Origin of the sequence: Cryptosporangium japonicum (assembly GCF_039524755.1) — a bacterium.
GTDB lineage: Bacteria > Actinomycetota > Actinomycetes > Mycobacteriales > Cryptosporangiaceae > Cryptosporangium > Cryptosporangium japonicum.
The window spans coordinates 190,236-212,671 of sequence record NZ_BAAAGX010000028.1 but is presented as its reverse complement, the minus strand read 5'-3'; the positions used below and the strand labels follow the sequence as shown (position 1 = coordinate 212,671).

Annotated in this window: 21 protein-coding genes; 9 read left to right on the top strand and 12 right to left on the bottom strand. The window is 69.2% G+C overall.

Annotated features, from left to right (window positions below; translation table 11 throughout):
- Nucleotides 1-192: 192 nt before the first annotated feature.
- Nucleotides 193-411 carry a DUF397 domain-containing protein gene (locus tag ABD437_RS32490; RefSeq protein ID WP_344652771.1) on the bottom strand — a complete coding sequence of 73 codons (219 nt, stop codon included), beginning with the start codon at nucleotides 409-411 and terminating at the stop codon, nucleotides 193-195.
- Nucleotides 392-1,303 carry a helix-turn-helix domain-containing protein gene (locus ABD437_RS32485; RefSeq protein ID WP_344652770.1) on the bottom strand — a complete coding sequence of 304 codons (912 nt, stop codon included), beginning with the start codon at nucleotides 1,301-1,303 and terminating at the stop codon, nucleotides 392-394. Before ABD437_RS32485 ends, ABD437_RS32490 begins: the two co-directional genes overlap by 20 nt.
- 189 nt (nucleotides 1,304-1,492) lie before the next feature.
- On the opposite strand from ABD437_RS32485, the gene ABD437_RS32480 reads away from it, so the two are divergent.
- Nucleotides 1,493-1,723, top strand: coding sequence for a hypothetical protein (locus ABD437_RS32480; protein ID WP_344652769.1), 231 nt, complete (start codon nucleotides 1,493-1,495; stop codon nucleotides 1,721-1,723).
- 59 nt (nucleotides 1,724-1,782) lie between these two features.
- Here the strand turns inward: ABD437_RS32480 and ABD437_RS32475 are convergent, their stop codons facing one another.
- The 10 genes from ABD437_RS32475 to ABD437_RS32430 all read right to left on the bottom strand — a co-directional run bounded on the left by ABD437_RS32475 (nucleotide 1,783) and on the right by ABD437_RS32430 (nucleotide 11,635).
- Entirely contained in the window at nucleotides 1,783-2,514 is a 732-nt protein-coding gene (locus ABD437_RS32475; protein ID WP_344652768.1) for a hypothetical protein, read from the bottom strand.
- 277 nt (nucleotides 2,515-2,791) lie between these two features.
- On the bottom strand, nucleotides 2,792-4,705 hold the full coding sequence (gene feoB / locus ABD437_RS32470) for a ferrous iron transporter B (protein WP_344652767.1): 1,914 nt from the start codon (nucleotides 4,703-4,705) through the stop codon (nucleotides 2,792-2,794).
- Nucleotides 4,702-4,926 carry a FeoA family protein gene (locus tag ABD437_RS32465; RefSeq protein ID WP_344652766.1) on the bottom strand — a complete coding sequence of 75 codons (225 nt, stop codon included), beginning with the start codon at nucleotides 4,924-4,926 and terminating at the stop codon, nucleotides 4,702-4,704. The genes feoB and ABD437_RS32465 overlap by 4 nt, the downstream gene beginning before the upstream one ends.
- Nucleotides 4,923-5,570 (bottom strand): metal-dependent transcriptional regulator, encoded by a 648-nt coding sequence (locus tag ABD437_RS32460; protein ID WP_344652765.1) that lies wholly within the window; start codon nucleotides 5,568-5,570, stop codon nucleotides 4,923-4,925. The genes ABD437_RS32465 and ABD437_RS32460 overlap by 4 nt, the downstream gene beginning before the upstream one ends.
- A gap of 32 nt (nucleotides 5,571-5,602) precedes the next feature.
- Nucleotides 5,603-5,815, bottom strand: coding sequence for a hypothetical protein (locus ABD437_RS32455; protein ID WP_344652764.1), 213 nt, complete (start codon nucleotides 5,813-5,815; stop codon nucleotides 5,603-5,605).
- 1 nt (nucleotide 5,816) lies between these two features.
- Nucleotides 5,817-7,466 (bottom strand): chaperonin GroEL, encoded by a 1,650-nt coding sequence (groL, locus tag ABD437_RS32450; RefSeq protein ID WP_344652763.1) that lies wholly within the window; start codon nucleotides 7,464-7,466, stop codon nucleotides 5,817-5,819.
- 1 nt (nucleotide 7,467) lies between these two features.
- On the bottom strand, nucleotides 7,468-7,812 hold the full coding sequence (mimD, locus tag ABD437_RS32445) for a propane 2-monooxygenase effector subunit MimD (protein WP_344652762.1): 345 nt from the start codon (nucleotides 7,810-7,812) through the stop codon (nucleotides 7,468-7,470).
- Nucleotides 7,809-8,912 (bottom strand): aromatic/alkene monooxygenase hydroxylase subunit beta, encoded by a 1,104-nt coding sequence (locus ABD437_RS32440; protein WP_344652761.1) that lies wholly within the window; start codon nucleotides 8,910-8,912, stop codon nucleotides 7,809-7,811. The genes mimD and ABD437_RS32440 overlap by 4 nt, the downstream gene beginning before the upstream one ends.
- A gap of 14 nt (nucleotides 8,913-8,926) precedes the next feature.
- Nucleotides 8,927-9,949 carry a 2Fe-2S iron-sulfur cluster-binding protein gene (locus ABD437_RS32435; RefSeq protein WP_344652760.1) on the bottom strand — a complete coding sequence of 341 codons (1,023 nt, stop codon included), beginning with the start codon at nucleotides 9,947-9,949 and terminating at the stop codon, nucleotides 8,927-8,929.
- Between the two features lie 51 nt (nucleotides 9,950-10,000).
- Nucleotides 10,001-11,635 (bottom strand): ferritin family protein, encoded by a 1,635-nt coding sequence (locus ABD437_RS32430; RefSeq protein WP_344652759.1) that lies wholly within the window; start codon nucleotides 11,633-11,635, stop codon nucleotides 10,001-10,003.
- Between the two features lie 160 nt (nucleotides 11,636-11,795).
- Between ABD437_RS32430 and ABD437_RS32425 the strand changes: the two genes are divergently transcribed.
- From ABD437_RS32425 to ABD437_RS32390, 8 genes are all read left to right on the top strand, one after another.
- Nucleotides 11,796-13,526 carry a sigma-54-dependent Fis family transcriptional regulator gene (locus ABD437_RS32425; protein ID WP_344652758.1) on the top strand — a complete coding sequence of 577 codons (1,731 nt, stop codon included), beginning with the start codon at nucleotides 11,796-11,798 and terminating at the stop codon, nucleotides 13,524-13,526.
- Nucleotides 13,527-13,739: 213 nt separating this feature from the next.
- Nucleotides 13,740-15,047: a helix-turn-helix domain-containing protein gene (locus ABD437_RS32420; protein WP_344652757.1), complete on the top strand. Its 1,308-nt coding sequence runs from the start codon at nucleotides 13,740-13,742 to the stop codon at nucleotides 15,045-15,047.
- A gap of 239 nt (nucleotides 15,048-15,286) precedes the next feature.
- On the top strand, nucleotides 15,287-15,898 hold the full coding sequence (locus ABD437_RS32415; RefSeq protein WP_344652756.1) for a toll/interleukin-1 receptor domain-containing protein: 612 nt from the start codon (nucleotides 15,287-15,289) through the stop codon (nucleotides 15,896-15,898).
- Entirely contained in the window at nucleotides 15,895-18,066 is a 2,172-nt protein-coding gene (locus tag ABD437_RS32410; protein ID WP_344652755.1) for a hypothetical protein, read from the top strand. Before ABD437_RS32415 ends, ABD437_RS32410 begins: the two co-directional genes overlap by 4 nt.
- Before the next feature lie 11 nt (nucleotides 18,067-18,077).
- Nucleotides 18,078-19,301, top strand: a complete 1,224-nt coding sequence (locus ABD437_RS32405; protein WP_344652754.1) for a hypothetical protein — start codon at nucleotides 18,078-18,080, stop codon at nucleotides 19,299-19,301.
- A 266-nt stretch (nucleotides 19,302-19,567) separates the two neighbouring features.
- Nucleotides 19,568-20,539, top strand: a complete 972-nt coding sequence (locus ABD437_RS32400) for a protein phosphatase 2C domain-containing protein (RefSeq protein ID WP_344652753.1) — start codon at nucleotides 19,568-19,570, stop codon at nucleotides 20,537-20,539.
- Nucleotides 20,536-21,744 carry a hypothetical protein gene (locus tag ABD437_RS32395; protein ID WP_344652752.1) on the top strand — a complete coding sequence of 403 codons (1,209 nt, stop codon included), beginning with the start codon at nucleotides 20,536-20,538 and terminating at the stop codon, nucleotides 21,742-21,744. Before ABD437_RS32400 ends, ABD437_RS32395 begins: the two co-directional genes overlap by 4 nt.
- A gap of 24 nt (nucleotides 21,745-21,768) precedes the next feature.
- Nucleotides 21,769-22,431: a vWA domain-containing protein gene (locus ABD437_RS32390; RefSeq protein WP_344652751.1), complete on the top strand. Its 663-nt coding sequence runs from the start codon at nucleotides 21,769-21,771 to the stop codon at nucleotides 22,429-22,431.
- Nucleotides 22,432-22,436: the final 5 nt, after the last annotated feature.

Here is a 22,436-nt window from a genome sequence, read left to right as displayed (position 1 = left end):
GCGGCGTCGACGGCGGCGGGGTGCGGAGCGGCCAGCGCGACGGTCATGCCGCCGATCCTAGAGGTCGGACCGTTGCGCGCTGCGGGTTCGTACTGTCGACGATGGACTCAGGTGACCGTCTGGGTATATACAACCGCAGAGGGCGACCGACCCAAGCGCCGGATGGGTCGGCCGCCCTCGTCGAGGTGCGTTCTAGCGGTCGAACTCGCCGGCCTTGCAACCGTCCAGGAACGCCTTCCAGGTCGGGTGGCTGAACGCCAGGACCGGGCCCTGTCCCCGGTCCTTGGTGTCACGCACGCCGATCGCGGTCGATGCGGCTCCTACTTCGACGCAGTTGCCGTTCGTCCCGCTCCGGGCGGATTTCCGCCAGCGCACTCTGTTGGCGTCTAAGTCAGGTTCGGGCGGTCTCATGATGGGTCTCCTCCTTCTCGGCTCCGTACTCCTGCATCGCACCGGCGATCATCGCCGCTGAGGCGGTCGGGCTCAGTGCCTGCCCTACCAGATACTCCACAACGTGTCGATACCGGTCCGTTTCCTCTTGTGTCTCCATATACAGGGCGTTGGCTGGATTCTCGCCGTAGGCGATCTCCCCGGGCGCGTCCCCGAGATGGTCGAACGACAAGAGGACGAAGGGGCCGGTCGCCGCGGCGGCGTGCGGCCCGGCCGAGAAGGGCAGGATCTGGATCGTGACGTTCGGCCACTCGCTGGCCGTGAGCAGGTGTGCCAGCTGGGCGCGCATGGCGTCCCGGTCGCCGATCGGGCGCCGGAGCACGGCCTCGTCCAGGATGGCGAGCAGCTCGACCGGCCGGTCGCGGCGGAGCACGGACTGGCGCTCCAGGCGCAACTGCACGCGTTCGTCGACGTCGTCCCCGCTCAGGCCCGCGCCGGGAGCGCCGGCCCGGATCACCGCGCGCGCGTAACCCGCGGTCTGCAGCAGGCCGGGCACCACTGTGGACTCGAACGTGACGACGCGCCGGGCGTCGCGCTCCAGGTCGAGGAACATGCCGAACTGGTAGGTGGCGAACCAGGACAGGCGCTGGGTGACGCCGGCGCTGCCGGCCTCCTGGGCCAGCCGCACGAGTTGGTTCTTCGTGTCCTCGTCGACGCCGTACGCGTCGCACAACCCGCGGATCTCGTGCGCGCGTAACTTGCGTTTTCCACCGGCCAACCAGCGGGCGACCGTGGACCCGTCGACCCCCACCTCGGTGCCGATCACATCGGTGGAACGCCCGTCGGCTTTGTGGAGGCGCTGCAAGGTGGAGAGGAGCATGCGCCGCGCGAGCGTGGGGCTGACTTCGTCCACGAAAGACGTCCCTTCTGATTAGGCGTCCCGTTTGCAGTCTTGCATTTTGGGGGCGCGTTCTGCGTACGAGAACTGGTATTGCGTCGGAGCAGTTTGAGGCTTGCGTAATGCGAGTTTGCCCATACTCTCGGACACGGGGCATCCTCACGACGCGGGTCACGCGTGGTGTCCGATTTGGACAGTAGGAGCGTGGCGATGGGCGCATGGCACCGCAGTTACGTCCGGGAGGACGTCGTGACCGCGCGGGCCCTGGTCGCCGAGCACGTCGTCGACGCGGCGAACCCGGCCTACTGCGGGTCGGCCACGCACGTGTATCCCGGCGAGTGGCCGTGTTACCGCCGCGGCTGGGCCGAGCTGGTGCTCCAGGCCGAAGCCCGCGGGGAAATCGAAGCAGGCGCGGAGCTGCGCGAACCGGCCTGACCTGATCGGGTGACAGGCAGCCCCCGTTCGGGGCGGGACGGGGGCCGCCTGCTCACCGCTTACTTACCGAGCGACTCGCACCCGGTCTCGTCCGGGAGGAGCGGCCGGAACGCCACCGACCACTGCTTGCCGTCGTACGTCCAGGGCGTCTGCACGTTCGCGCTCTCCGCGTCGGCCAGCACGGAACGCAGTGCGTCGCCGGTCGTGGTGACGCAGTGCAGGTCGGCCGGGCCGACGACCGGTCCGGGCAGTGCGGCACCGCGCCAGGCCCGGGCCGGCGGCGGGGTCTCCGAGCCGGGTGCGGTGTACGCGCTCACGACCGCGGCGAGCGACGTCGGCGCGTACGAGGTCTCGTCGCCGCCCGGGGGCCGGCGCAGCGTGGTGAGCAGCGTCCGCATCCGCTCGCGGGCCTGCCGCTGCGCCGCGGTCAGCGCCGGGTCCTCGTCCCGGGTCTCGCTGAGCGCGTACACCTCGGTGGTGGCCTTCGTGCCGTCCTCGACGAGCGTGAAGCGGGTCGTGGTCGCGTCGGCCACGCCGGGCTGGCCGTAGTCGGTCGGAACCCCGACGCCCGCCCGGCGTGCCGCACCGACCAGCTCGTCGACCTTGCTCCGGGAGATCGTCGCGACCTGCAGGTTCGGCATGGCCGGAGCCGGATAGATCGTCACCTGCGGCCCCTCGGTGATCACCCGGCCGTCGGCGTAGATGCTCACCATCGGGATGCGGCTGTAGGTCCAGCTCGGCGGCGTGAAACCACCGACCGCCTCCACCCGCAGGACGAGTTCCTCGGACACCGTCGGCCCCTCCGACGGGCCGTCGGAGGCGACGTCGGCGGTGGCGACGGTCCCGCAACCCGCGGCAACCAGTACCGTTCCGAGCACTGCTGACCGAAAAATCCGCTTCGCAACCATGATGATGAGACGGTAGCGCGGGCCGATCGGTTCCCGGCGGAGGCGGGCCGCGGATGTCAGCCGGGGGCGACGATCCGCCACGGCGGAACGAACCCGACACCGATCAGCCGGTCCCAGCCGCGGAAGATCTCCCCGGCCCCGTCACCCGCCGGGTGTCCTCTCAGAGCCAGCGCGCGAGCGTCGCCGTCGTGAACGTGACCAGGACGCCGAGGGCCAGCGGCAGCAGCGTGGCCGTCGCGGTCCAGCGCGCGCTCCTGGTCTCTTTCCAGATCGTCAGGATCGTGGTGCTGCACGGGTTGTGCAGCAGCGAGAGCAGCATCAGGTTGACGGCGGTCAGCACCGTCCAGCCCCCTACCTGGGCCAGCACGGCGTAGGCCTGGGAGTCCGAGGCGTCGATCAGCACCCCGGCGGGCCCGGCGCCGCTCGCCGCCAGCGTGAGCATCAGGATCGCCGGCACGACGATCTCGTTGGCCGGCACCGCCACCAGGTAGGCGAGCAGCACGACCCCGTTGAGCCCCAGCAGCATCCCGAACGGGTCCAGCCCCCGCACCAGGTGCACCGCGACGCTCACCCCGCCGACGTCGACGTTGCCGATGATCCAGATCAGCGCGCCGGCCGGTGCCGCCATCACCACGGCCCGCCGGAGCACGTTCGCCGTGCGGTCGATCAGGCTGACGTAGACCGTGCGCCACAGCTGCGGACGCCGGTAGGGCGGCAGCTCGAGCGAGTAGACCGAGACCTCGCCACGCAGCACGGTCCGCGACAGCGCCCAGGACACCGCGAGCGTCACGACGACGCCGAGGACCGCGACCGCCACCACGGCCGCCGCCCCCACCACGCCGGCCCAGACCGGCGGCACGACCGACCCCACGAACACCGTGCCCATCAGGATCAGCGTCGGCCAGCGCCCGTTGCAGACGCTGAAGTTGTTCGTGACGATCGCGATCAGGCGTTCGCGCGGACTGTCGATGATCCGCGTGGCGGTGACGCCGGCGGCGTTGCAGCCGTACCCCATCATCATCGTCAGCGCCTGCTTGCCGTGCGCGCCGGAGCCGTGGAACAACCGGTCGAGGTTGAACGCCACCCGGGGCAGGTACCCGAAGTCCTCCAGCAGCGTGAACAGCGGGAAGAAGATCGCCATCGGCGGCAGCATCACCGCGATCACCCAGGCCGTGCCGAGGTAGACGCCGTCGGCGGTCAGCCCGACCAGCCAGCCCGGCGCGCCGGTGCTCTCCAGCACGCCGCGCACCAGCGGGTGGCCGTGGTCGACGAGCGCGGCGAACAGCAGGTCCGACGGGACGGCGGCGCCGGCGATCGTCAGCCAGAACACGCCGAAGAACAGCGCGCCCATCGTCGCGAAACCCCAGACGCGGTGGGTGAGGGCGCGGTCGAGCCACTGGTCGACAGTGCGCAGCGGGGCCCGCCCGGACGTGCCGACCGCCGCCGCGGCGATCCGCTCGGCGTCGGCGAACGTGGCCGCGACCAGGTCGTCGGAGAATTCCCCGACGTCCGCCTCCGGGGCGACCCGCGGCTCCCGCGCGGTCGTGGCCACGGCGGCGAGCAGCGCGTCCACCCCCCGCGCGGTCCGCGCGACGACGGGTACGACCGGCACGCCGAGCTCCCGGTTCAGATGGCGGACGTCGACGACGATCCCGGCCCGCTCGGCCTCGTCGACCATGTTCAGCGCGACGACGACCCGCCGGGTGATCCGCAGCAGCTGCAGCACCAGGTAGAGGTGGCGTTCCAGCCGCATCGCGTCGACGACCACGACCGTGACGTCGGCCTCGGCGCCGAGCAGGAAGTTCCGGGCGACCCGCTCCTCCCCGCCCGCCGCCCAGAACGACGTCACCCCCGGGAGGTCCACGACGCGGTACGCGGTGCCGTCGAGCCGGTAGGTGCCCTCGGCGCGGCTCACGGTGGTGCCCGACCAGTTGCCCACCCGCTGCCGGAGCCCGGTGAGCGCGTTGAACAGCGTGCTCTTGCCGGAGTTCGGGTTACCGGCCAGCGCGACGACGACGTCGGAGCGCACCGGCAGGCCGCTCAGCGCACACGAGTCGCAGTCGTGGGACGTCATGTCGCCCGGACCTGGATGAGGCGGGCCTGGTCGCGCCGGAGCGCGATCAGGCAACCGCGGACCAGGTACGCGGTCGGGTCGCCCAGCGGGCTGGGCAGGTGGGCGGTGACCTCGGCGCCCGGCAGCAGCCCCAGGTCCATGACCCGGCTCCGACCGGGCCCGGCCCCGTCGATCCGGACCACGACGGCACGCGAGCGGTGGGGGAGTTCGTCGAGCGTCATGCGGTCAGCTCCCCTCGGATCACCCGGACCACCGGCGCGGACAGCACCAGGTCCCGGTCGCCGGTCCGGACGTGCCGGGTGCCCGCGGCCCCGGCGAGAACCTCGAACTCGGCGCCGAGCCCCACCCGCAGCGCCGACAGCGCCCGCAGCGCACCCGGGTCCCGGTCGTTGACGCGTAGCACCCGGAACCGGTCGCCGGGCCGAGCCAGCGCCAGCGGCATCTCGGTGCCCTCGTCGTGGACGCCGTTCTTCGGCGGGATCGGGTCGCCGTGCGGATCGCGCCGGGGATGACCGAGCCGGCGGTCGATCAGGTCCTCGAGACGCTCGCTCAGCCCGAACTCGAGCTTCTCGGCCTCGGTGTGCACCTCGTCCCACTTCACCCCGAGCACGTCGTGCAGGAACGTCTCCAGCAACCGGTGGCGCCGGACGGCGCCGTGCGCGTGACGCAGGCCGTGCGCGGTGAGACGCAGCGCGTCCGGCTCCACCAGGCCGCTGGCCCGCAGCCGGTGCACCATCGCGGTGACCGTGGGTGGGGCGACGCCGAGCGCTCTCGCGACGTTCGATATTCCGCCGCGATTCTCGAACAATACTTTCAGATACCGTTCGACGGTCGGCGTGTGCTCAATCGTGCAGCAATTCGTCATGTCCTCAAATTAGAGCGGTCTAACATCGGTGCTCATCTCAATATGAGACCGGCGACGACCGCCCCGACGCACACCGCCGCGATCACCGGGGTCGCGCGGGTGAGAACGTCGATCCGTCGAAGGACCGGGCTCGGCAGCAGGGCCCGGTCCACCACGCGCACGCACCCCGCACGCACGAGGAACAGGCCCAGGACGAGGACACCCTCCACCACCAGGAAAGTGCCCACGTCCCAGGACCGACCCATCTCAGTAAATGTTCGAGGGCCGCACCATGCCCTCGGCCAGATCGCCGAAACCGGGCGCGACGATAGCGCCGGGATTGACCATGATCTCCTCCACCACCGCAGTTTCGGTGGTGATCAACAATGCGGCGATCGAGGCCGCGCTCTCCAGCGCCGCCCTGGTCACTTTCAGCGGGTCGATGATTCCCGCGCCGAACAATTCACTGAATTCGCCGGTGAGCGCGTCGAATCCGTGCCCGGCCGGCAGACCGGCCACTTCGGCCACGGTCTTGTCGCCGTCGTAACCGGCGTTGATCGCGATCCAGCGCAGCGGTTCGGGCAGCGCGCGGTGCACGACGTCGCGGCCCACCGCGTCGTCACCGGCCAGTTCGACCGCGGCGGCGGCCGCCTGAGCCTGCACCAGCGCGGTGCCCCCGCCGGGGAGAACGCCCTCCTCGAGCGCGGCGAGGGTGGCCGCGAGCGCGTCCTCGACCCGCAGCATCCGTTCCTTCTGCTCGACGCTGGTCGCCCCGCCGACGCTGATCACCGCGACCCGCCCGGTCAGCCGGGCCAGCCGCTCCTGCAGGCTGTCGCGGTCACCGTCGATGCGCGCGCGCTCCAGCTGCACCTTGAGCTGGCCGATACGCGCCTCGATCAGGCCGGCCGCTCCGTGCCCGCCGACGAGTGTCGTCGTGTCCTCGGTGACCGTGATCCGTTCGCAGCTGCCCAGGTGTTCCCGGGCCACCTCGAACAGCTCGACGCCGGTGTCCTTGGCGATGACGTGCCCGCCGAGCGCGACCGCCAGGTCCTCCAGCTCGGCGACCCGGCGGTGACCGAACCCGGGCGCACGCACGACGACCGAGCGCATCGTGTTGTGCATGTTGCCGCCGACGAGCAGCTGCAGCGCGGGCCCGTCGACGTCCTCGGCCAGCACGACGAGCGGCCGGTCGGCGCGTTTGGCGACCTCGATCGTCGGCATGATGTCCTGCACCTGGCTGATCTTCTTGTTCGTCAGCAGGATCAGCGGCTGGTCGAGCACCGCCTCCATGCGCTCGCGGTCGGTGACCATGTACGCCGAGACGTACCCGTGGTGGAACTCGATGCCGTCGACGAGCGACATCGAGACACCCGGGGCGTCGGACTCCTCGGTCGTGATGACGCCGTCGCGGCCGGCCCGGTCGACGGCCTCGGCGATCACCCGGCCGATCGCGTCGTCGTCGCTGGCCGCGAGCGTGGCGATGTGCTCCAGGTCCCGGCGTCCGTCGACGGTGGTCGCGACCCGGCGCAGTGCCTCCACGACCGCCGGCACGGTCTGCTCGATGCCGCGGCGCACCCGCATCGGGTTCGCCCCCTCGTCGACGGCCTTGAGGCCCTCGCGCACCATCGCCTGGGCCAGCACGGTGGCGGTCGTCGTGCCGTCGCCGACCACACCGTTGGTCTTCATCGCGACTTCCTTGACCAGCTGGGCGCCCATGTTCGCGAACGGGTCGCGCAGCTGGATCTCCCGGGCGATCGTCACCCCGTCGTTGGTGATCGTCGGCGGGCCGGTGAGCTTCTCCAGCACCGCGTTGCGCCCCTTCGGTCCGAGCGTCACCTTGACCGCGTCGGCCAGCGCGTTCACGCCGGCTTCGAGCCGCCGCCGGGCGTCGGTGTTGAAGCGCAGTTCCTTGGCCATGTCACGACTCCCCGGCGAGCGTCAGGTCGAACCCGATGTATTCGGCGGCGTCCTCCGGGCTGGCGAACAGCAAGGTCCGGTCGTCGAGGTGCACCATCCGCCCGTAGTGGGTGGAGCTGATCTCCTCGAAGATCGAACCGTCGAACTCCGAGCCGAGCGCCTCGGTGAGCTCGTCGTAGTCGAACTCGAGCAGCCGGGTGCCGTCGACGCGGATCATCGACGGGTAGTTGGTGAGCTCGACGCCGTCCTTCTCGCCCATGACCTCGGCGACCACCCGGCCGACCGGCGTGTTCATCAGCGTCACGCCGCACTTGTTGGAGAACTCCGCCTGCGATCCGAACTTCACTGGTCCAGCTCCTTGGGTGCGTCGATGTCCAATTCGGCGAGCAGCGACCGGAACTTGCTCGTGGCCGCCTCGAGGCTGGAGGCGAACGTGACCGGCTTGTCGGCCGGCTGCGACCAGATCGGCTGCAGCGCCTTCGCCGCGTCCAGGGCCCGGGGCACCCAGACCGACATCCACTGCCCGAACAGCTCCTTGTTGGCGTCGCCGTGGGTCTCGTCCCGGGTGAGCAGCCGGAACAGGTTCCGGGTGTAGGAGAGGTCCCGGTCGTAGTCGTGCTCACCGGTGCCGACGATCGTCGGCGTGATGTAGTCGCCGTTGCGTGCGCTGATCTGCATGACCAGCTCGGACCGGAACAGCGACCCCACCAACTGCTCGAACACGATGTTCGACGCGAACAGCAGCTGGCACCAGTCCTCGACGGCGGTGAGCCGCTCGACGATCTCCCGGGTCGGCTGCCACTCCGGGGCGTCCTTCCAGACCCCGATGTGCGCCTCGCCGTCGAAGCCGACGCCGGCCTCGGACAGGTCCAGGTTGTACAGCGCGAGGTCCTGGGCGAACCGCAGCTTGTGCGCGGCGTTCACCGCGACCGCGGTGTTGATCATGTTCGTCGGGCCGGAGCGCTGGATGGCGGTGAAGACGTGGAGACCCAGCCCGTTCTCCACGTGCATCCAGGCGCCGAGGTTGCGCTCCACGAACTTCACCCAGGTGGGGTTCCAGCCCTGGTAGGCCCGGGCGCGCTTGGCGTTGGCCAGGCACAGCTCGACCTGGTGGACGACCGCGGAGTTGTTCCGGTAGATCGTCTGGTTCCACTCCTCGTTCGGATCGCGGAACACGTGCCAGTTCGAGGATTTCGCCGCGGTCCAGTCGTGCGGGTAGCCGCCGGGGCCGGTGGCGAACCCGTAGATCCAGCCCTGCGTCAGGTGCCGGTCGGGGTCGGGCTGGACGTCGACGGTCACGTCCTCGTAGATCGACGCCCGGCGCCGCGCCGGCTGGTAGTAGTTGTAGCTGCGGCTGGTGGAACTCGGGAACGTGAGCGCACCGGCCTCGGAATCGGTGAATTCGATTCCCGGGAAACTGCGTGTTTTCGCTTCGGTCCTCGCCATGGGTTCGGCTCCTTCTACTGGTGTGCCGGGCTGGTGAACTTGTCGTAGAAGATCTGGTCCAGCGGCACCTGGTTGGCCTGCAGGAACGCCAGCGCCGCATCCACCATCGGCGGCGGGCCGCACAGGTAGGTCTCGCATTTGGCGATGCTGGGCTCGCGGCGCCCGACGACATCGGTGACGTTCCCCAGCTGGACTCCGGTCGTGGCGGAATCGACCGCTGACAGGCAGGCCACGAACTCGAAGTCGGGGAGCGTCGCACCGAGCGCCGCGATTTCGTCCAGGTAGAACAGGTCCTCTGCGGTGCGGGCGCCGTAGTAAAAGCGCACCGGCCGGCGGACGCCGGTTTCGCTCATGGAACGCAGCAACGACAGGATCGGGGCCATTCCGGCGCCGCCCCCGATGCAGACCACCGGCAGGACGTGGCCCTCCTTCAGCGTGAAGGAACCGTACGGGCCGGTCAGGTCGATCTCGTCGCCGACCGCCAGGCCCCCGTCCAGCAACCCGGAGAACTTCCCGCCCGGGTACTTCTTGATCAGGAACTCGAGCTCGCCGGGCGTCGACATGGTCGTGGCCATCGAGAACGAGCGGTGCTCGTCGGTGCCCGGGATCGTGAGGTCGGCGTACTGGCCCGGCTTGAACTCGTAGCCCGGGGCGGCGAGCCGGAGCGACACGATGTCGCGGGTCATCGGCTCGATCGCCGTGACCGTGGTCCGCACCTGCTGGATCGGAATCCCGTTGAGCAGCTCGCCCTCGTCGAAGTTGAGCAGCTCGATCTCGCAGTCGCTGTACGCGTGGGAGCGGCACAGCAGGACGTAACCGTCGGCGGCCTCGGCGTCGTTCAGCGCGAACGTCGAGTACCGGTCCATGTCGATCTCGCCGTCGAGCACGTAGGACTTGCAGGCCGAACACTGCCCTTCACGGCACCCGTGCATGAGGTGGACGCCTTGCCGGAAGGCCGCGTCGAGAATGGTTTCGTCCTCCTCGACGTCCATCTCGATGTCGACCGGTTCGAAGCGGATGCGGTGCTTGTCGGCCACGGGGGCTCCTTCTGGGCTCGGTGGCGCCGCGAGAGCGGCGCCACCGATGGGTCAGGACGCTGTGGTGCCGTTGGCCCGGTACGCCGCGACGTGCTCGTCGCGCTCGGCGTCGGACATCCGGTTGAGCAGCACGTTCGGGCTCAGGAAGCGGTTGCCGCGGACCGAGTCGAGCGTCCACAGCTTGGACGGGTCGTCCAGACGCAGGTGCGGTTGACCGATCAGGGTCTTGCCGTCGTCACGCACGTAGCCGAGGTCCTGCACGATGTCCGCGAGGTCCTTGTCGTGGTGCAGCGTCTCCCACTCCCGGAAACCGGTGAGCCGGCCCATGTTCGGGGTGCTGCGGCCCTCGTACTCGCCCCGGAAGGCCACCGCGTCGGTCCAGTGGCAGGTCTCCGAGCAGTACGTCCGCCACTGGTCGTCCACCTTGTCGACGACCATGTCCTCGCGGATCAGGCACGGCACCATGCACGTCCAGCACCGGTGCGGGTACTGGTAGCCGACCTCCTCGAACGCGATCGGCTTGTTGCGGCCGGGGTAGGCCAGGCGGTTGTAGTTCTCCCACCACTTGCCGTACTTCGAGTACCAACCCGGGTACTTCTCCTCGAACCAGGCGAAGTCCGTGTCGGTCATCGTGTCGATCCGCCAGTAGTTCACCGGCCAGCCGGTGGCGAAGAAGCGCGCGACCTCGTGCACGTACCCCTTGTTCACGATCCGGTTCCAGGCCTCTTCGACCAGGTCGTGGGGGATCGTCAGGCCGTACTTCTCCAGCGGGATCAGGTAGCTGCGGTAGTAGTCGTCGTAGATCCAGCGACGCCACATCTCCGCGTAGCTCTCGCGGTCGGTCCGGCGGTCCTTCGTGCCGTACTCGATGAACGTGCCGATCGCGGCGTCGACCACGCAGTGGTTGTTCCACCAGGCGTAGCGCATGTCGCGTTCGAGCAGCGGCCGGTTGCGCTCGTCGGCCAGCGCCATCAGCAGGATCGAGTACCCGTTGCTGATGTGCCGCGACTCGTCGGACTGCACCGAGTGGAACACCGTCGGCAGGAGGTAGTCGCCGTTGGCGGCGGCCTCGTCCGGCATCGCGACGAACAGCGTGTTCGTGAACGCGGTCTCGGCCACGACCGTGAGGTAGATGTTGGCGGCGGTGATCGCGTCACCGGTGATGAACCCTTCACCGAACTGCCGGCCGATGGTGCCCGCGTAGTTGTTCGCGAACGCCTTCTCGGTCATGTCGAACCCGGCCGGGTCGATGTAGTTGTTCATGTACAGCTTCTTGAGGTTCATCTGAATCGTCGAGTGACGAACCTCGTCGATCATCTGAACGGCCAGCCCGTTGTGGATCTCCGGGTTCGGCACGGCCTCGATGGCCATCGGCATCGCCCGGGCCGCGGAGATCTCCGGGAACGGGATGATCGACAGGAACAGCTTCTGCCACTCCATCCAGCGTTCCTGCACCTGCCGGAACATGTTTCCGCGGATCGCGCCGTCCATGGCGCCGAAGACGCGGTTGTCCTTCTCCTCCTCCATCGGGAAGTAGGACCGCATGATCTGCTTCAGCGGGTCCTTCTTCGGCGCGTGGTCGAACGTGTAGTCCGTGCCGAACCGAGTCGCCGGGGTGGCGAAGGTCGGCTCCCACGTCAACTCGCTGATCTTGGCGTGGGCCTTGCTGAGACTTTGCCTGCTCACGGACGCCTCCTGGGTCGTCAGTCGGCCGTTTGGCGACAGCCCCGATGCAACCCGGCGCCCGGCGGAGGTCCTGTCTCAATGTGAGACTTGGCTCACAGGGAGGGCACGTTAAGTTCAGGTACGCAGCGGGTTAAATCCGGAGCCCGAAGGGACGTGCCGCATGAGTTCAGACGCTTCCCGGCAAGATCGAGAACGCTTCCTGGCCGCGGCGCCCGGGGCCGCGCCCTCCGTGCGGAACGCGATCCGGGTGTCCTGGGAACGGTCCCGCGCGGCGTCGGTCGACCTGGACCGGCCCGCACCGGCGTTCTCACCGCTGGCCAACCGCCCGTCGCTGCTGACGCGGGCCGCGGCGCCGGTGCTCGACGCGCTCGCCGCCGAACTCGTCGACGAACCGGTGTGCCTCATCCTGACCGACGCGAAAGGTCTGGTGCTGTGGCGCAGCGAGGGCCAGACCGCGCTGCTGCGTGCCCTCGACGCGGTGAGCCTCGCGCCGGGCTTCACCTACTCCGAGGCCGAGGTGGGCACCAACGGCATCGGCACCGCCCTCGAAGTGGGCCAGGCGATCCTCGTCGACGGCGCCGAGCACTACACCGGTGACCTCACCCGTTTCTCCTGCGCCGGGGCCCTGATCACGCACCCGGTCACCGGGGGCCTGCTCGGCGTCGTCGACATCACCACGCAGTCCGAGCTGTCCAACCAGCTGCTGCTCTCGTTCGCCAAGCTGGCCGCCGCACGCATCCAGGAGCGCATCCTCGACGAGTCGAGCATGCTCGACCGGGCCTTACTCGGCGACTACCGGCTGGCCTGCCAGCACTCCGGCGGTGCCGTGATCGCGCTGGGCGAGAAGGTCTTCATGATGAACTCGGTGATGCAGCAGCATTTCGACGCCGGGGACCAGGCGGCGATCATCGACCAGTCCCGCGACGCCCGCGGCCGCCGCCGGCCCTACACCGCGCTGGCCGAACTCCCCAGCGGCCTGACCGCTCGGCTCTCCTACCAGCCGACGTTCGTCGACGAACTGCTCGCCGGCGGCATCGTGCAGATCAAGCCGCACCGGGCGCGGCCCTCCCACCGGCGGGCGATCGCGTTCCCCGGGCTCGCCGGCGACAACCCGGTGTGGCGCCGCACCGCCCACGAGGTGCTCGACGCGTGCGCCCGACGCGAGTGGGTGATCGTCGAGGGCGAAGCGGGCACCGGGAAACAGTCGATCGTCCGCGCCGCCCAGGCCGAGGGAGCCGTCGGCCGCCGGCTCGTGACGCTCTCCGCCGAGACCGACGTCGTCGACCGGGCCGCGGCCGCGCTGGACGCCGACGCCGACCTGCTGATCACGCACGCGCACCTGCTCTCCGCCGACTGCGTCGACGGGCTGGCCGCACTGTTCCAGTCCGTGCACGACGACCTGGATCCGCGCGGGCCCTGGATCGCGCTGACCACGCTCGACGGCGCGTCGACCGAGCACTGGGGCGTCCAGCTGCTGGGGTTCTTCCCCCGCACCGTGCGGGTGCCGCCGCTCAGACATCACCTCACCGACGTCCCGGCGCTGGTGCGGGTGCTGCTGGACCAGCTCGGCGCGTCCGAGCTGTCCCTGTCGCAGGCCGCGCTCAACCAGCTCATGCGCCTGCCCTGGGCGGGCAACATCACGCAGCTGCGTGCGGTGCTCGGCACCGTGAGCAGGCGCCGCCGCTCCGGCGAGGCCGGCCTCGAGGAGCTGCCGCCGGTGTGCCGCTCCACGGTGCGCCGCCAGCTGACCCCGATCGAGGCGATGGAACGCGACGCGATCGTCGACGCGCTGGCGCTGCACGACGGCGACAAGCTCGCCGCCGCGTCGGCGCTCGGCATGTCCCGCGCCACGATCTACCGCAAGATCCGGCAGTTCGAGCTGTCAGGCTGAGTCCGCTTCCGAAACACTCGAAAAATACGTCACACCTTCCCCTTCAGGCGCACATCCCGATCAGTGAATGCCTGTCGAACGGGGGTTGTCCTTTCCGGACGCGCGAGTCTAGGCTCGACTCGTCCGGCGGGTGGGAATGGGATTCCGGAGGCGCGGATAGAGGCTTTCCGTGATCCGCGGGACGGCCATCTTATTCATCGGCCGGGGGGCGAGATGAGTACTGATCCAACAGGGCCCGCGGCATTCGGTGATGCATTACGGCGCTTTCGGGAGAAGGCTGGATTCAGCCAGGCCGAACTGGCCAAACGCGCGAATTACAGCAAGAGCCACCTGAGTCGGATCGAGCACGGTCATAAACAGCCGAGCCTGGCCTTGGCCCGGGCGTGTGACCGAGAACTCGGCGCGCGGGGCGAACTCGTCAAACACGTCGCTCCGACGATCGTCGATGTTCCGGACGCGGCCGGGCCGCATGGCGACATCTGGACGCTCAGCATGACGAGCGACGGCCAGACCGAATTCTCGGCACTGGATCGCACTTCTTCGGTGGCGAACGGTACCCAACAATGGATGGGCTGGATCATCGGGCCGCCGTATGGATGGGCTGGTGCGGCCGAACACGTGGTTCCGGCTTTCCACGGGTGGTTCGTCGATCTGCGGAGGCTCGGGCAACGTGCTCCGTCCGGCCTCGTCAGCCAGATGCTGATTAGTGCGACGAATGTCGTGCGCGGAGTGGTGGCCACGACCGCCGCATCCGAGCGGGTGGCAATGCTCGAACTCGCCTCGCGATTCGCTGAGTACACCGGCTGGATGGCCCAGGAGAACGGGAGCGACGCGGCCGCTCTCTGGTGGACGGCGTACGCGGTCCGGCTGGCCGACGCGGCGGGCGATCGCGAGACCGCTACGTACGCTTTGGTGCGCCGGGCGGACATCGCGCTGTATCAGGGCGATTCGATGCGCACGATTGCGCTGAGCCGAGAGGCCCAGGCCAGCGATTGCCACGTCCGGATCCGGGGTCTGGCCGCGCAGCGTGAAGCGCAAGGGCACGCGTACGCCGGTGACGAGGAGGCGTGCCGCGCGGCTTTGGAGCGGGCCACGGCGTGGGCGGCGCAGACACGGGACACGGAGGCAGGCGCTCAGTTCGGAAGCTCGACGATGCCTGACTCGCTGGCCTTCGCGACCGCATGGTGCCTCAACGACCTCGGCTATCCCGCCGACGCCGCGTCCATGTTGGAGGATCAGATCCGATCGCTCGGGCCCCGAGCGCACCGCACCCGGGCGCGATTCGGTGCCCGGCTGGCCGTCTCGCTGGCCGAAGCCGGCGAGGTCGACCGTGCCTGCGACGCGGTGGCGCCCGTACTCGAACTGGCGCCGGTCATCGACTCCGCCACGGTTCGCCACGACCTGCGCAACTTCAGCCGGTCGGTCGGCCGCTGGCGCCGGCGACCGTTGGTGCGAGCCACGTTGACCGACCTCGCGTATGCGCTCCGCGTCCATTCGCTGGAGCCAATCCGCTACGCATAGTAGTCGACCGGATGATCGCGTCCTGGGTGGAAGCGTCGCCCGTTGCCCCGTGATTCAGGTCCGGGCAACGCGTTGTTAGGCCCTTGACCGGCTGACATTCTGATTCGGTCGCGCCTGGCCCCCGCGTGACGATCCACTTCTTGCGCTCGCCCGCACCGTTCGGGCCATCCTTTGCACCGTACGGAATGTAGTCGACGCCTGGCCGCGATCGGCGCGAGTGCCCTCTCTGATTGGACGCGATGACTGGGATCTTCATCAACTACCGCACCGACGACGACGGCTTCGCGGCTGCGCTCGTCGACAAGAGACTTTGCGACCTATACGGGCCGGATCAGGTCTTCCGGGACTGTCGTTCGCTGCGGGCCGGCGACGACTTCTCGCCGGAACTGTGGCACCGGCTCCTGACGAGCGACGTCGTTCTCGTATTGATCGGTCGGCAGTGGTTGACCTTGACCACCGACGCGGGGCAGCGACGCATCGACAATCCGGACGACTATGTGCGGCGCGAGATCGTCGAGGCGTTGGACCGGGGGAAGGCCGTCGTCCCCATCCTGCTCAACGACGCAGAACTCCCGCTGGCCGGGGAGATTCCGGTCGACGTGCGGCCACTGATCAGCCGGCAGTTCGTTCGCCTGCGGGTTCGCTACGCCGAGATGGACCTCGACCATCTTTTCGCGGAGCTTGAGGACCGGATCGGCCCTGGTGAGGCCGCCGTTCCCCAGCCGGGTGGCCCACCCGTTCATTTCGCGCAGGGTGGGACGTACATCGGCGGCTCCGCGACCGTCCACGGCGGTGTGGTCGGCCGGGACCGGATCGACGGCGATCCGCGTCGTTCTCGGAGTGGCTCATGAGCCCTGATCCCGTGGATGCACCTCGCCCGGACCCCACACCATCACCCGAGCCGGACCGCGGGGCCGGCGATCCGGCCGGGGTGCCGGCGTCCGAGGCCCCGCCGAAGAAGTCGAGCCAGGCCCGCGACGAGATCCGCAACAACGCTCAGAATCCACGCCAGGCCGCGGCGGCGAACCGCAATCTCCGTGATGCCCGCGCGGTGTTCGGCAGCGGCGGTACGCAGATCAGCGGCGATGCGTCCGTCGACGGCGATGTGATTAGCCGCGACAAGATCGTCTATCAGGTGTTCGGCACGAACCGGTCCGTCGCGACGTACATCATCGACACGGCGTCGACTGCGGCGTTCGCCGAGGGCCCCGGCTACCCCGAACTACAGACGCTCCTGGTCGACCGGCGCGTGATCCTGCTGCAAGCACCCCGGGGACACGGCAAGGCCGCCGCCGCGCTGTCCGCGCTCCTCGGCGCCGGGTATCCGGATCTACGGCGCTACGACCCGGACGTCACCACCGACGACGTCGTCAACTCGCTCCGGGAGAACACCGGCTACCTCATCGACGATCTGACCGAGGTCTCGGCCCGCCGTCTGACGGTCCGGGCACTGGAGGACCTGGAGACCAAGCTCGAGAGCTGTCGCGCACATCTGGTCGTCACGATCGGCGACGGAGTGACGTTCACCGACCCGGGGATCCACCGTTTCGTCCAGCAGTTGGGCGCGCCCGCGTCCGTCGATGCGGTGTACCACGCCCACCTGCGACACCATTTGGGTCCGGACCGTGCGGCGCCGGTCATCGCGCTCACCGAGATTAGTTCGCTCTTCGCCGCGGAGGTTCCGGCGAGCGCCGCGTTGTCACGCGCGGCCGAGTTCGCGCGGCACGTCGCCGAACTGGAGCGGCGGGGCAAGGTCGATCCGCACCTGCTGCGCACCCGCATGCGACGCGACGTCAGGCGCGAGGTGGAGAGCTGGTTCGTCGACCTTCCCGGCAGCCAGCTCCGGTGCCTGGCGGTCGCGCTGTCGCTGCTCGATGGGCTTCCCTACGAGACCGTGGTGGCGGCGGCCGATGAGCTCCGGCTCCGGCTGGAACCGCCGCTGCCTCCGGGGAGTCTCAACGCGCCGCCGCCCGCCGACCGCTTCGCCGACAGCAAGACCCAGCGGATGGGGCGGCTCCGGGCCGATCTGTTCGCCGAGGCCGCGAACAGCCCCTTCGGTGAGGTGCCCGCCCAGCTGATCCGCTATCGGGATCCGGCGTATCCCGGGGAGGTGCTCGGCCTGGTGTGGCGCGAGTACGACGACGCGCGCGACGATTTCCAACACTGGTTGCGTGCCATGGGGGACCACCCATCGGAGATCGTCCGGATCCGCGCCGCGACCGCCGTGGGACTGCTCTCACTCGAAGCCTTCGACCTGCTTCACCGCACAGTGCTGCAGCCGTGGGCCACCAGCGACAGCGTGAACCAGCGGGAAATGGCCGCCTACGCGCTGCAGCAGCCGGGTACCAGCGATTCCCTGCGCAAGCAGGTGATCGCGCTGGTCGACGACTGGACGTCGGACAGTTCGCCGGAGCTGCAGGAAGTGGTCGCCCGGGTCTACGGGGCCGCGCTAGGAACCGAGGCGCCGGAACACGCGCTGGAGCAACTGGGAGTTTTGGCCGACACCGAGCACTTCGAGGTCGCCTTCGCCATCGGTAAAAGTCTCGCGGAGATCGTCGAAGCCGACGACACCCGGACGACGTCTGTGCTCGAGAGCATCCTGAACTGGCTCTCCGACGACGAACTCACTCGCCGGCTCACCGGCCAGGTGGCGTTCCTGCGGCTCGCCGCCGATCTGCGGACCGCGGGCCCGGACGGCGACGAGGCCGAATGGCCACTTCTGCTCCGGCTCGCGGACGACGACGAACCGTTGCGACGGCAGCTGGCGCGCGCATGGCGCGAAACGCTGCTGGGCCGGCCACTCCACGAGGCCGCCGCGTCGATGATCGGAGTGTGGGCAGGCCTCGCGGAGCAGAGCGCTTCCGCCCGGGCAGCCCTCGCGACCCTGCTGGCGATGGTGGCCGACGGACAACGCCGGGCCACGCGCACCGTCGACTACTTGGCCCGCGGCTGGCGGACGCGGCATGACAACGACCCGGCGGAGCGGACCGCGGCGGCTGTCCTCGACGCCCTCACCTGAAGGAGAGCACCATGGCCACGAACGATCCGAAACCAGTGCGGGCGCGTCCGGCCGGCAAAGCCCACCCCGTGCACCGCCGAGGCCCCGGCGCGATCCCGTACCAGGAGCGGCCGTTGATCCTCGGCCGTTTCCCGCTGACGCGAGCGCAGTTCCTGCGTCCCCCGATGCTCCGGCCGGGAGTGACCGCGGTCTACGCCACTGCCGGCGGACGGACGGAACACCTCGATCGGATGCTGACGATGAACGAGGTGCTCTCCGGCCGCTACCGGGAGATGTTCCACGTCTCCATCGCCGCACGCACCTCGATCATCAAGACCGACGACGAACTCCGTACGAGGGACGACCGCTTCTGCTTCACCACGACGGCCAAGGTGGGTTGGCGTGTCACCGACCCGGCGACCGTCGTCCGGGAGCAGGTGCTCTACGCCGAACGGGCCGTGGCCGACTACGTTTTCGACCTGATGCGCCGCATCGGTCGGAAATACGAGATCCGCGACTGCGCGCTGGCGGAGGGCGAGATCAATCAGCTGTCCGCGCGGCCGATTCCGATGGCCGGTCTCGGTATCACGGTCTTCTCGGTGGCGGCGCGGCTGAGCCTGGACGACGCCACCCAGCGCTACCTTCGTCAGCAGGCCCAACTGGGTTACGACCACGATCTCCAGCAGCGTGCGCACGTCCTCGACGTCGACCAGCAACGCCACGAGAACCGGTTGGCCGCGGAGCGGCTGAAGGCCGTCGCCGCCGGGGTCCAGGGTGAGTTCGGACTGATCACCATGTATCTAACGCACCATCCCGGACAGTCCCTCACCGTCCTGAACATGCTTCACGAGCGTCAGCGGGAGCTGGAACAGCAGCAGCGGGCGAACTTCGCGGACTCCAAGCAGCTGTTCGAGAACATGCTCGAATCCGAACACTTCAACGGCGCGGATCTCGAGGAATTCCGGGAGATGCTGCTCCGTTCGATGATCGCCGGCGCGCCGACCGCAGTGTCCGGAGCACTGCCGCTCGCCTCGATCCCGGCTCCCCCGGCGCTGCACGCCTCACCCTCGGCCGCCGCCTCGAACCGGTCCGCTTCGCGGCCTTCCCCGGCGGATTCCGGCACCGAGCCGACTCCGGCGTCCGACCCGGTGGCGCCACCCGAGGCGGCCCTGCCACCCGAGGCGGCCCCGCCACCCGTCGCAGCGAACGGCGTCTCCGGCTGGCGCAATCGCAGGACCTCCGCGGGCGGGTCGTGAATCCGCTCCGCGCCTGGCCGCGGGGTGAGCCGCGCACCCCGTCGGCCGGCCCCATCGACGGTCTGAGCCTGCGAGTTCACAGCTGGTTCGGTGGATCGTGGAAGCGGGGCCGGCACCGCCGGGGGTGGCGGCGGCCACGCCGGCGAGCCGAGCAGGTGGACGGCTCAGCGCTCCGCTTGCTGTTGCCGCCCCCTGGTGTGTCCGGTCTGTCCACCACCCCGAGCAGAACGGAGAAACGGGTGCCATCGTCCGTGGGAAGCTCGTCCGTGCGAAGCCAGGACGCCGATCCGGCGGCCCTGGCTGCGAATGCGATCGGTGACGACCCGCCGCCTTCCGGCTTGAGGATCAGCGCACCCACCGCCTCCGGCGGCGCGATGCCGCCGTGCTTCTCGCCGTCCCGGGCCGCGCGGCGGCCGTGGCTGCTTCCGGCCGAACCGACCGCCGTCCCGGGTGTCGCCGCCGACCAGGCCCAGGTGGGAGACCTGATCCTCCGGGCGGCATCGGTGATCGGTGTCGGTCATCGGTGCGACCAGCCCGTGCGGGTGCGGCAAGACGCCTACCGCGTTGCCCAGGATCTCGGTGGTCGCCACCTGATCCTCGCGGTCGCCGATGGCATGTCGGACAGCGCCCGCGCCGAGTTGGGGGCCCAACTGGCAGTGGCCAGCGCCGTCGCGCTCGTGAGGCGAGAGCTGGACGCGGGCGCGGCGCCGGAGTCCCTGCTGGTCCAGCCGCTCCTCACGCGGGTCGCCGGCGCCATGCTGACCGAGGCACAGCGGCGCGGGATCCCCGCCGACGACGTGCGTACCACGTTGGCGGTCGCCGTGATCCCGACGACGGCTGACGCGGGCTCACCGCGCCGCGGATGGGCCGCCCACGTCGGTGACACCTCCGTCTGGTTGAGCACGGGTGGGGCCTGGAAGGCGTTGAGCATCAACGAGAAGGACGACTTCGACGGAAGCGCTCTTTCCTCGTATCTGCCGCACCGTCCGAGCACCGCGAAGGCGTTCGTGTTCGCGCTGCCGGAGCAATCGGTCCTGCTGCTGGCCACGGATGGGGTCGCCGACGCGTTCAGCGAGATCGAGGGAGCGAGTGCCTGGTTCGCCGCGCGCTGGAAAGAACCGCCTGCGCTGGCATCGTTTCTGCTCGACGTCGATTTCGAGGCGAAAGGGTGCCAGGACGACCGCACGGCAGTGGCGATCTGGTGCCGCTCGGCGAGTGGTGAGGGACGCCCCGCATGAGGGCGCCGTCCTACCCCCCGGTGATCGATCTCCACGAGCTCGGCGTCCTGCCGCCGGAAGCCGACTTCGACGGAGGAGGTCAGAGCCGAGGCATCTGGCGGCTGCCGGACGATCGGCAAACGCTGTTCAAACGCTACAACGCGCAGGGCCCGCAGAACGCGGACACCGGGCAGCTGGACCGGCTTATCGCCCAGCCCGGAGCGTTGCCGGAGACCGACCGCATCCTCGTCTCGGTGGCGACGGCCTGGCCGGTGAGTCGGGTCGTCGACGGGGCGCAGACCGTAGGTGTGCTGATTCCGGAGGCTCCGGACGACCTGAAAGTGGTGTGGTTCTCGCCGCAGGCGCGCAAGGAACCACAGCGGTACGACCGCCTGCCTATCGACTACCTGGCCAAGCCCGACACCTTCCTGTCCAAACGGTTGATCCGGTCGCAGTCGCCCGCGGACCGGCTTGACGTTTGCGGATGGATCGTGCAACTGGCAGCGCTGTTCGAACGGCTCGGGATCGTGTACGCCGACTGGTCCTACTCGAACGCGTTCTGGCACCCGATCTACCAGACGGTGTACTTGATCGACCTGGACGGTTGTTCCTACGGGCCGCGAAAGCACGTGGTCACGCCGGGCTTCGACGATCCGCACACTCCGACGTCCCGGCCAGTGGACACGTTCACGGATCGGTACCGGATGGCTCTCCTGGTCGCACGCTGTGTGACTGGCCTGCGGGAGGTTTCCGACGTCGTCGACGCGATGCGTCGTGTCCCGGACACGTGGGCGGTGACACTGCTGGGGATGCTGACGGCGCCGGATCGGCGAGCCCGGCCGTCAGCGGCGGATCTACTGGCGGCCCTGCGGCCGGAACCCGCCCCTTCCGGTTCGTCGGCGAACAGCGGGACCGCCACCTCGTCGGGGGCGGACCGCTCGGCGACCGGTGTCGTGTCGTGGAAGCCACGCCGACCGGCGACCTCCGTTCCGGTGTCTTCCGTTCCGGTGTCCTCGCCTCCGGAGGCGCCTCCTCCGTCCACTCCCGGGTCCCCGGCCGGTGCGTCGTGGCCCACACCGCCCTCATCCGCCCCGATGACGACGCCCGGTGCGGCGGCACCGAGGCCACCGAGCAAGTCGCAGCTGGTCGTCGGCTGCGGAGCGTTCCTCCTCGCCCTCGCGCTCCTGGTCTTCATCGGACTGTGCTCGGCAAAATCCCTCTTCTGACCTGGCCCGAAAGGTTTTTCCGTCATGACCGCTGTCAAAAGCAAATGCCTCCCGACGTATCTGGTCATCGACACGTCGCTCTCGATGGAGTCGCACCAGGACCTTCTCAACGACACGGTCGAGCACGTTTTCACGGTGATCGGCGACAATCCTCGGGTCTCCGAGTTCGCACATCTCTCGGTCGTGACGTTCAGCACGGCCCCGCACGTCGTTCTCGAGATGTCCGACATCGAGCACGTCACCGAGATCCCCGTCCTCGAGTGCTCCGGCTCGACGAACTACGGACCGTTGTTCAGCCTGCTCCGGCAGCGGATCGACCAGGACGTCGAGCAGCTCAACGCCGGGGGACGGCGCGCGGTGCTGCGCCCGGCGGTCTTCATCCTGACCGACGGGGAACCGATGGACCAGAACTGGACCGGTCCGTTGGCGGCCCTCGTCGATCGGGGCTGGCGGCGGTACCCGCACATCATTTCGTACGGATTCGGTGACGCGAACGAGGCGGTGCTGGGGCAGATTGCGACCAGAATGGCTTTTCTCGCCGTGAACGTGGAGAGAGAGAAGGAAGCCATCGTCTCGATGATGACGAGCCTGCTGAAAACGCTCGTCGAATCGGCCGGAGCGGACGAGTTCCGTATCCCGACTGAAGTTCCCGGCTATCGCACGGTGCCGGTAGAGATCATCGAATAGGCCCG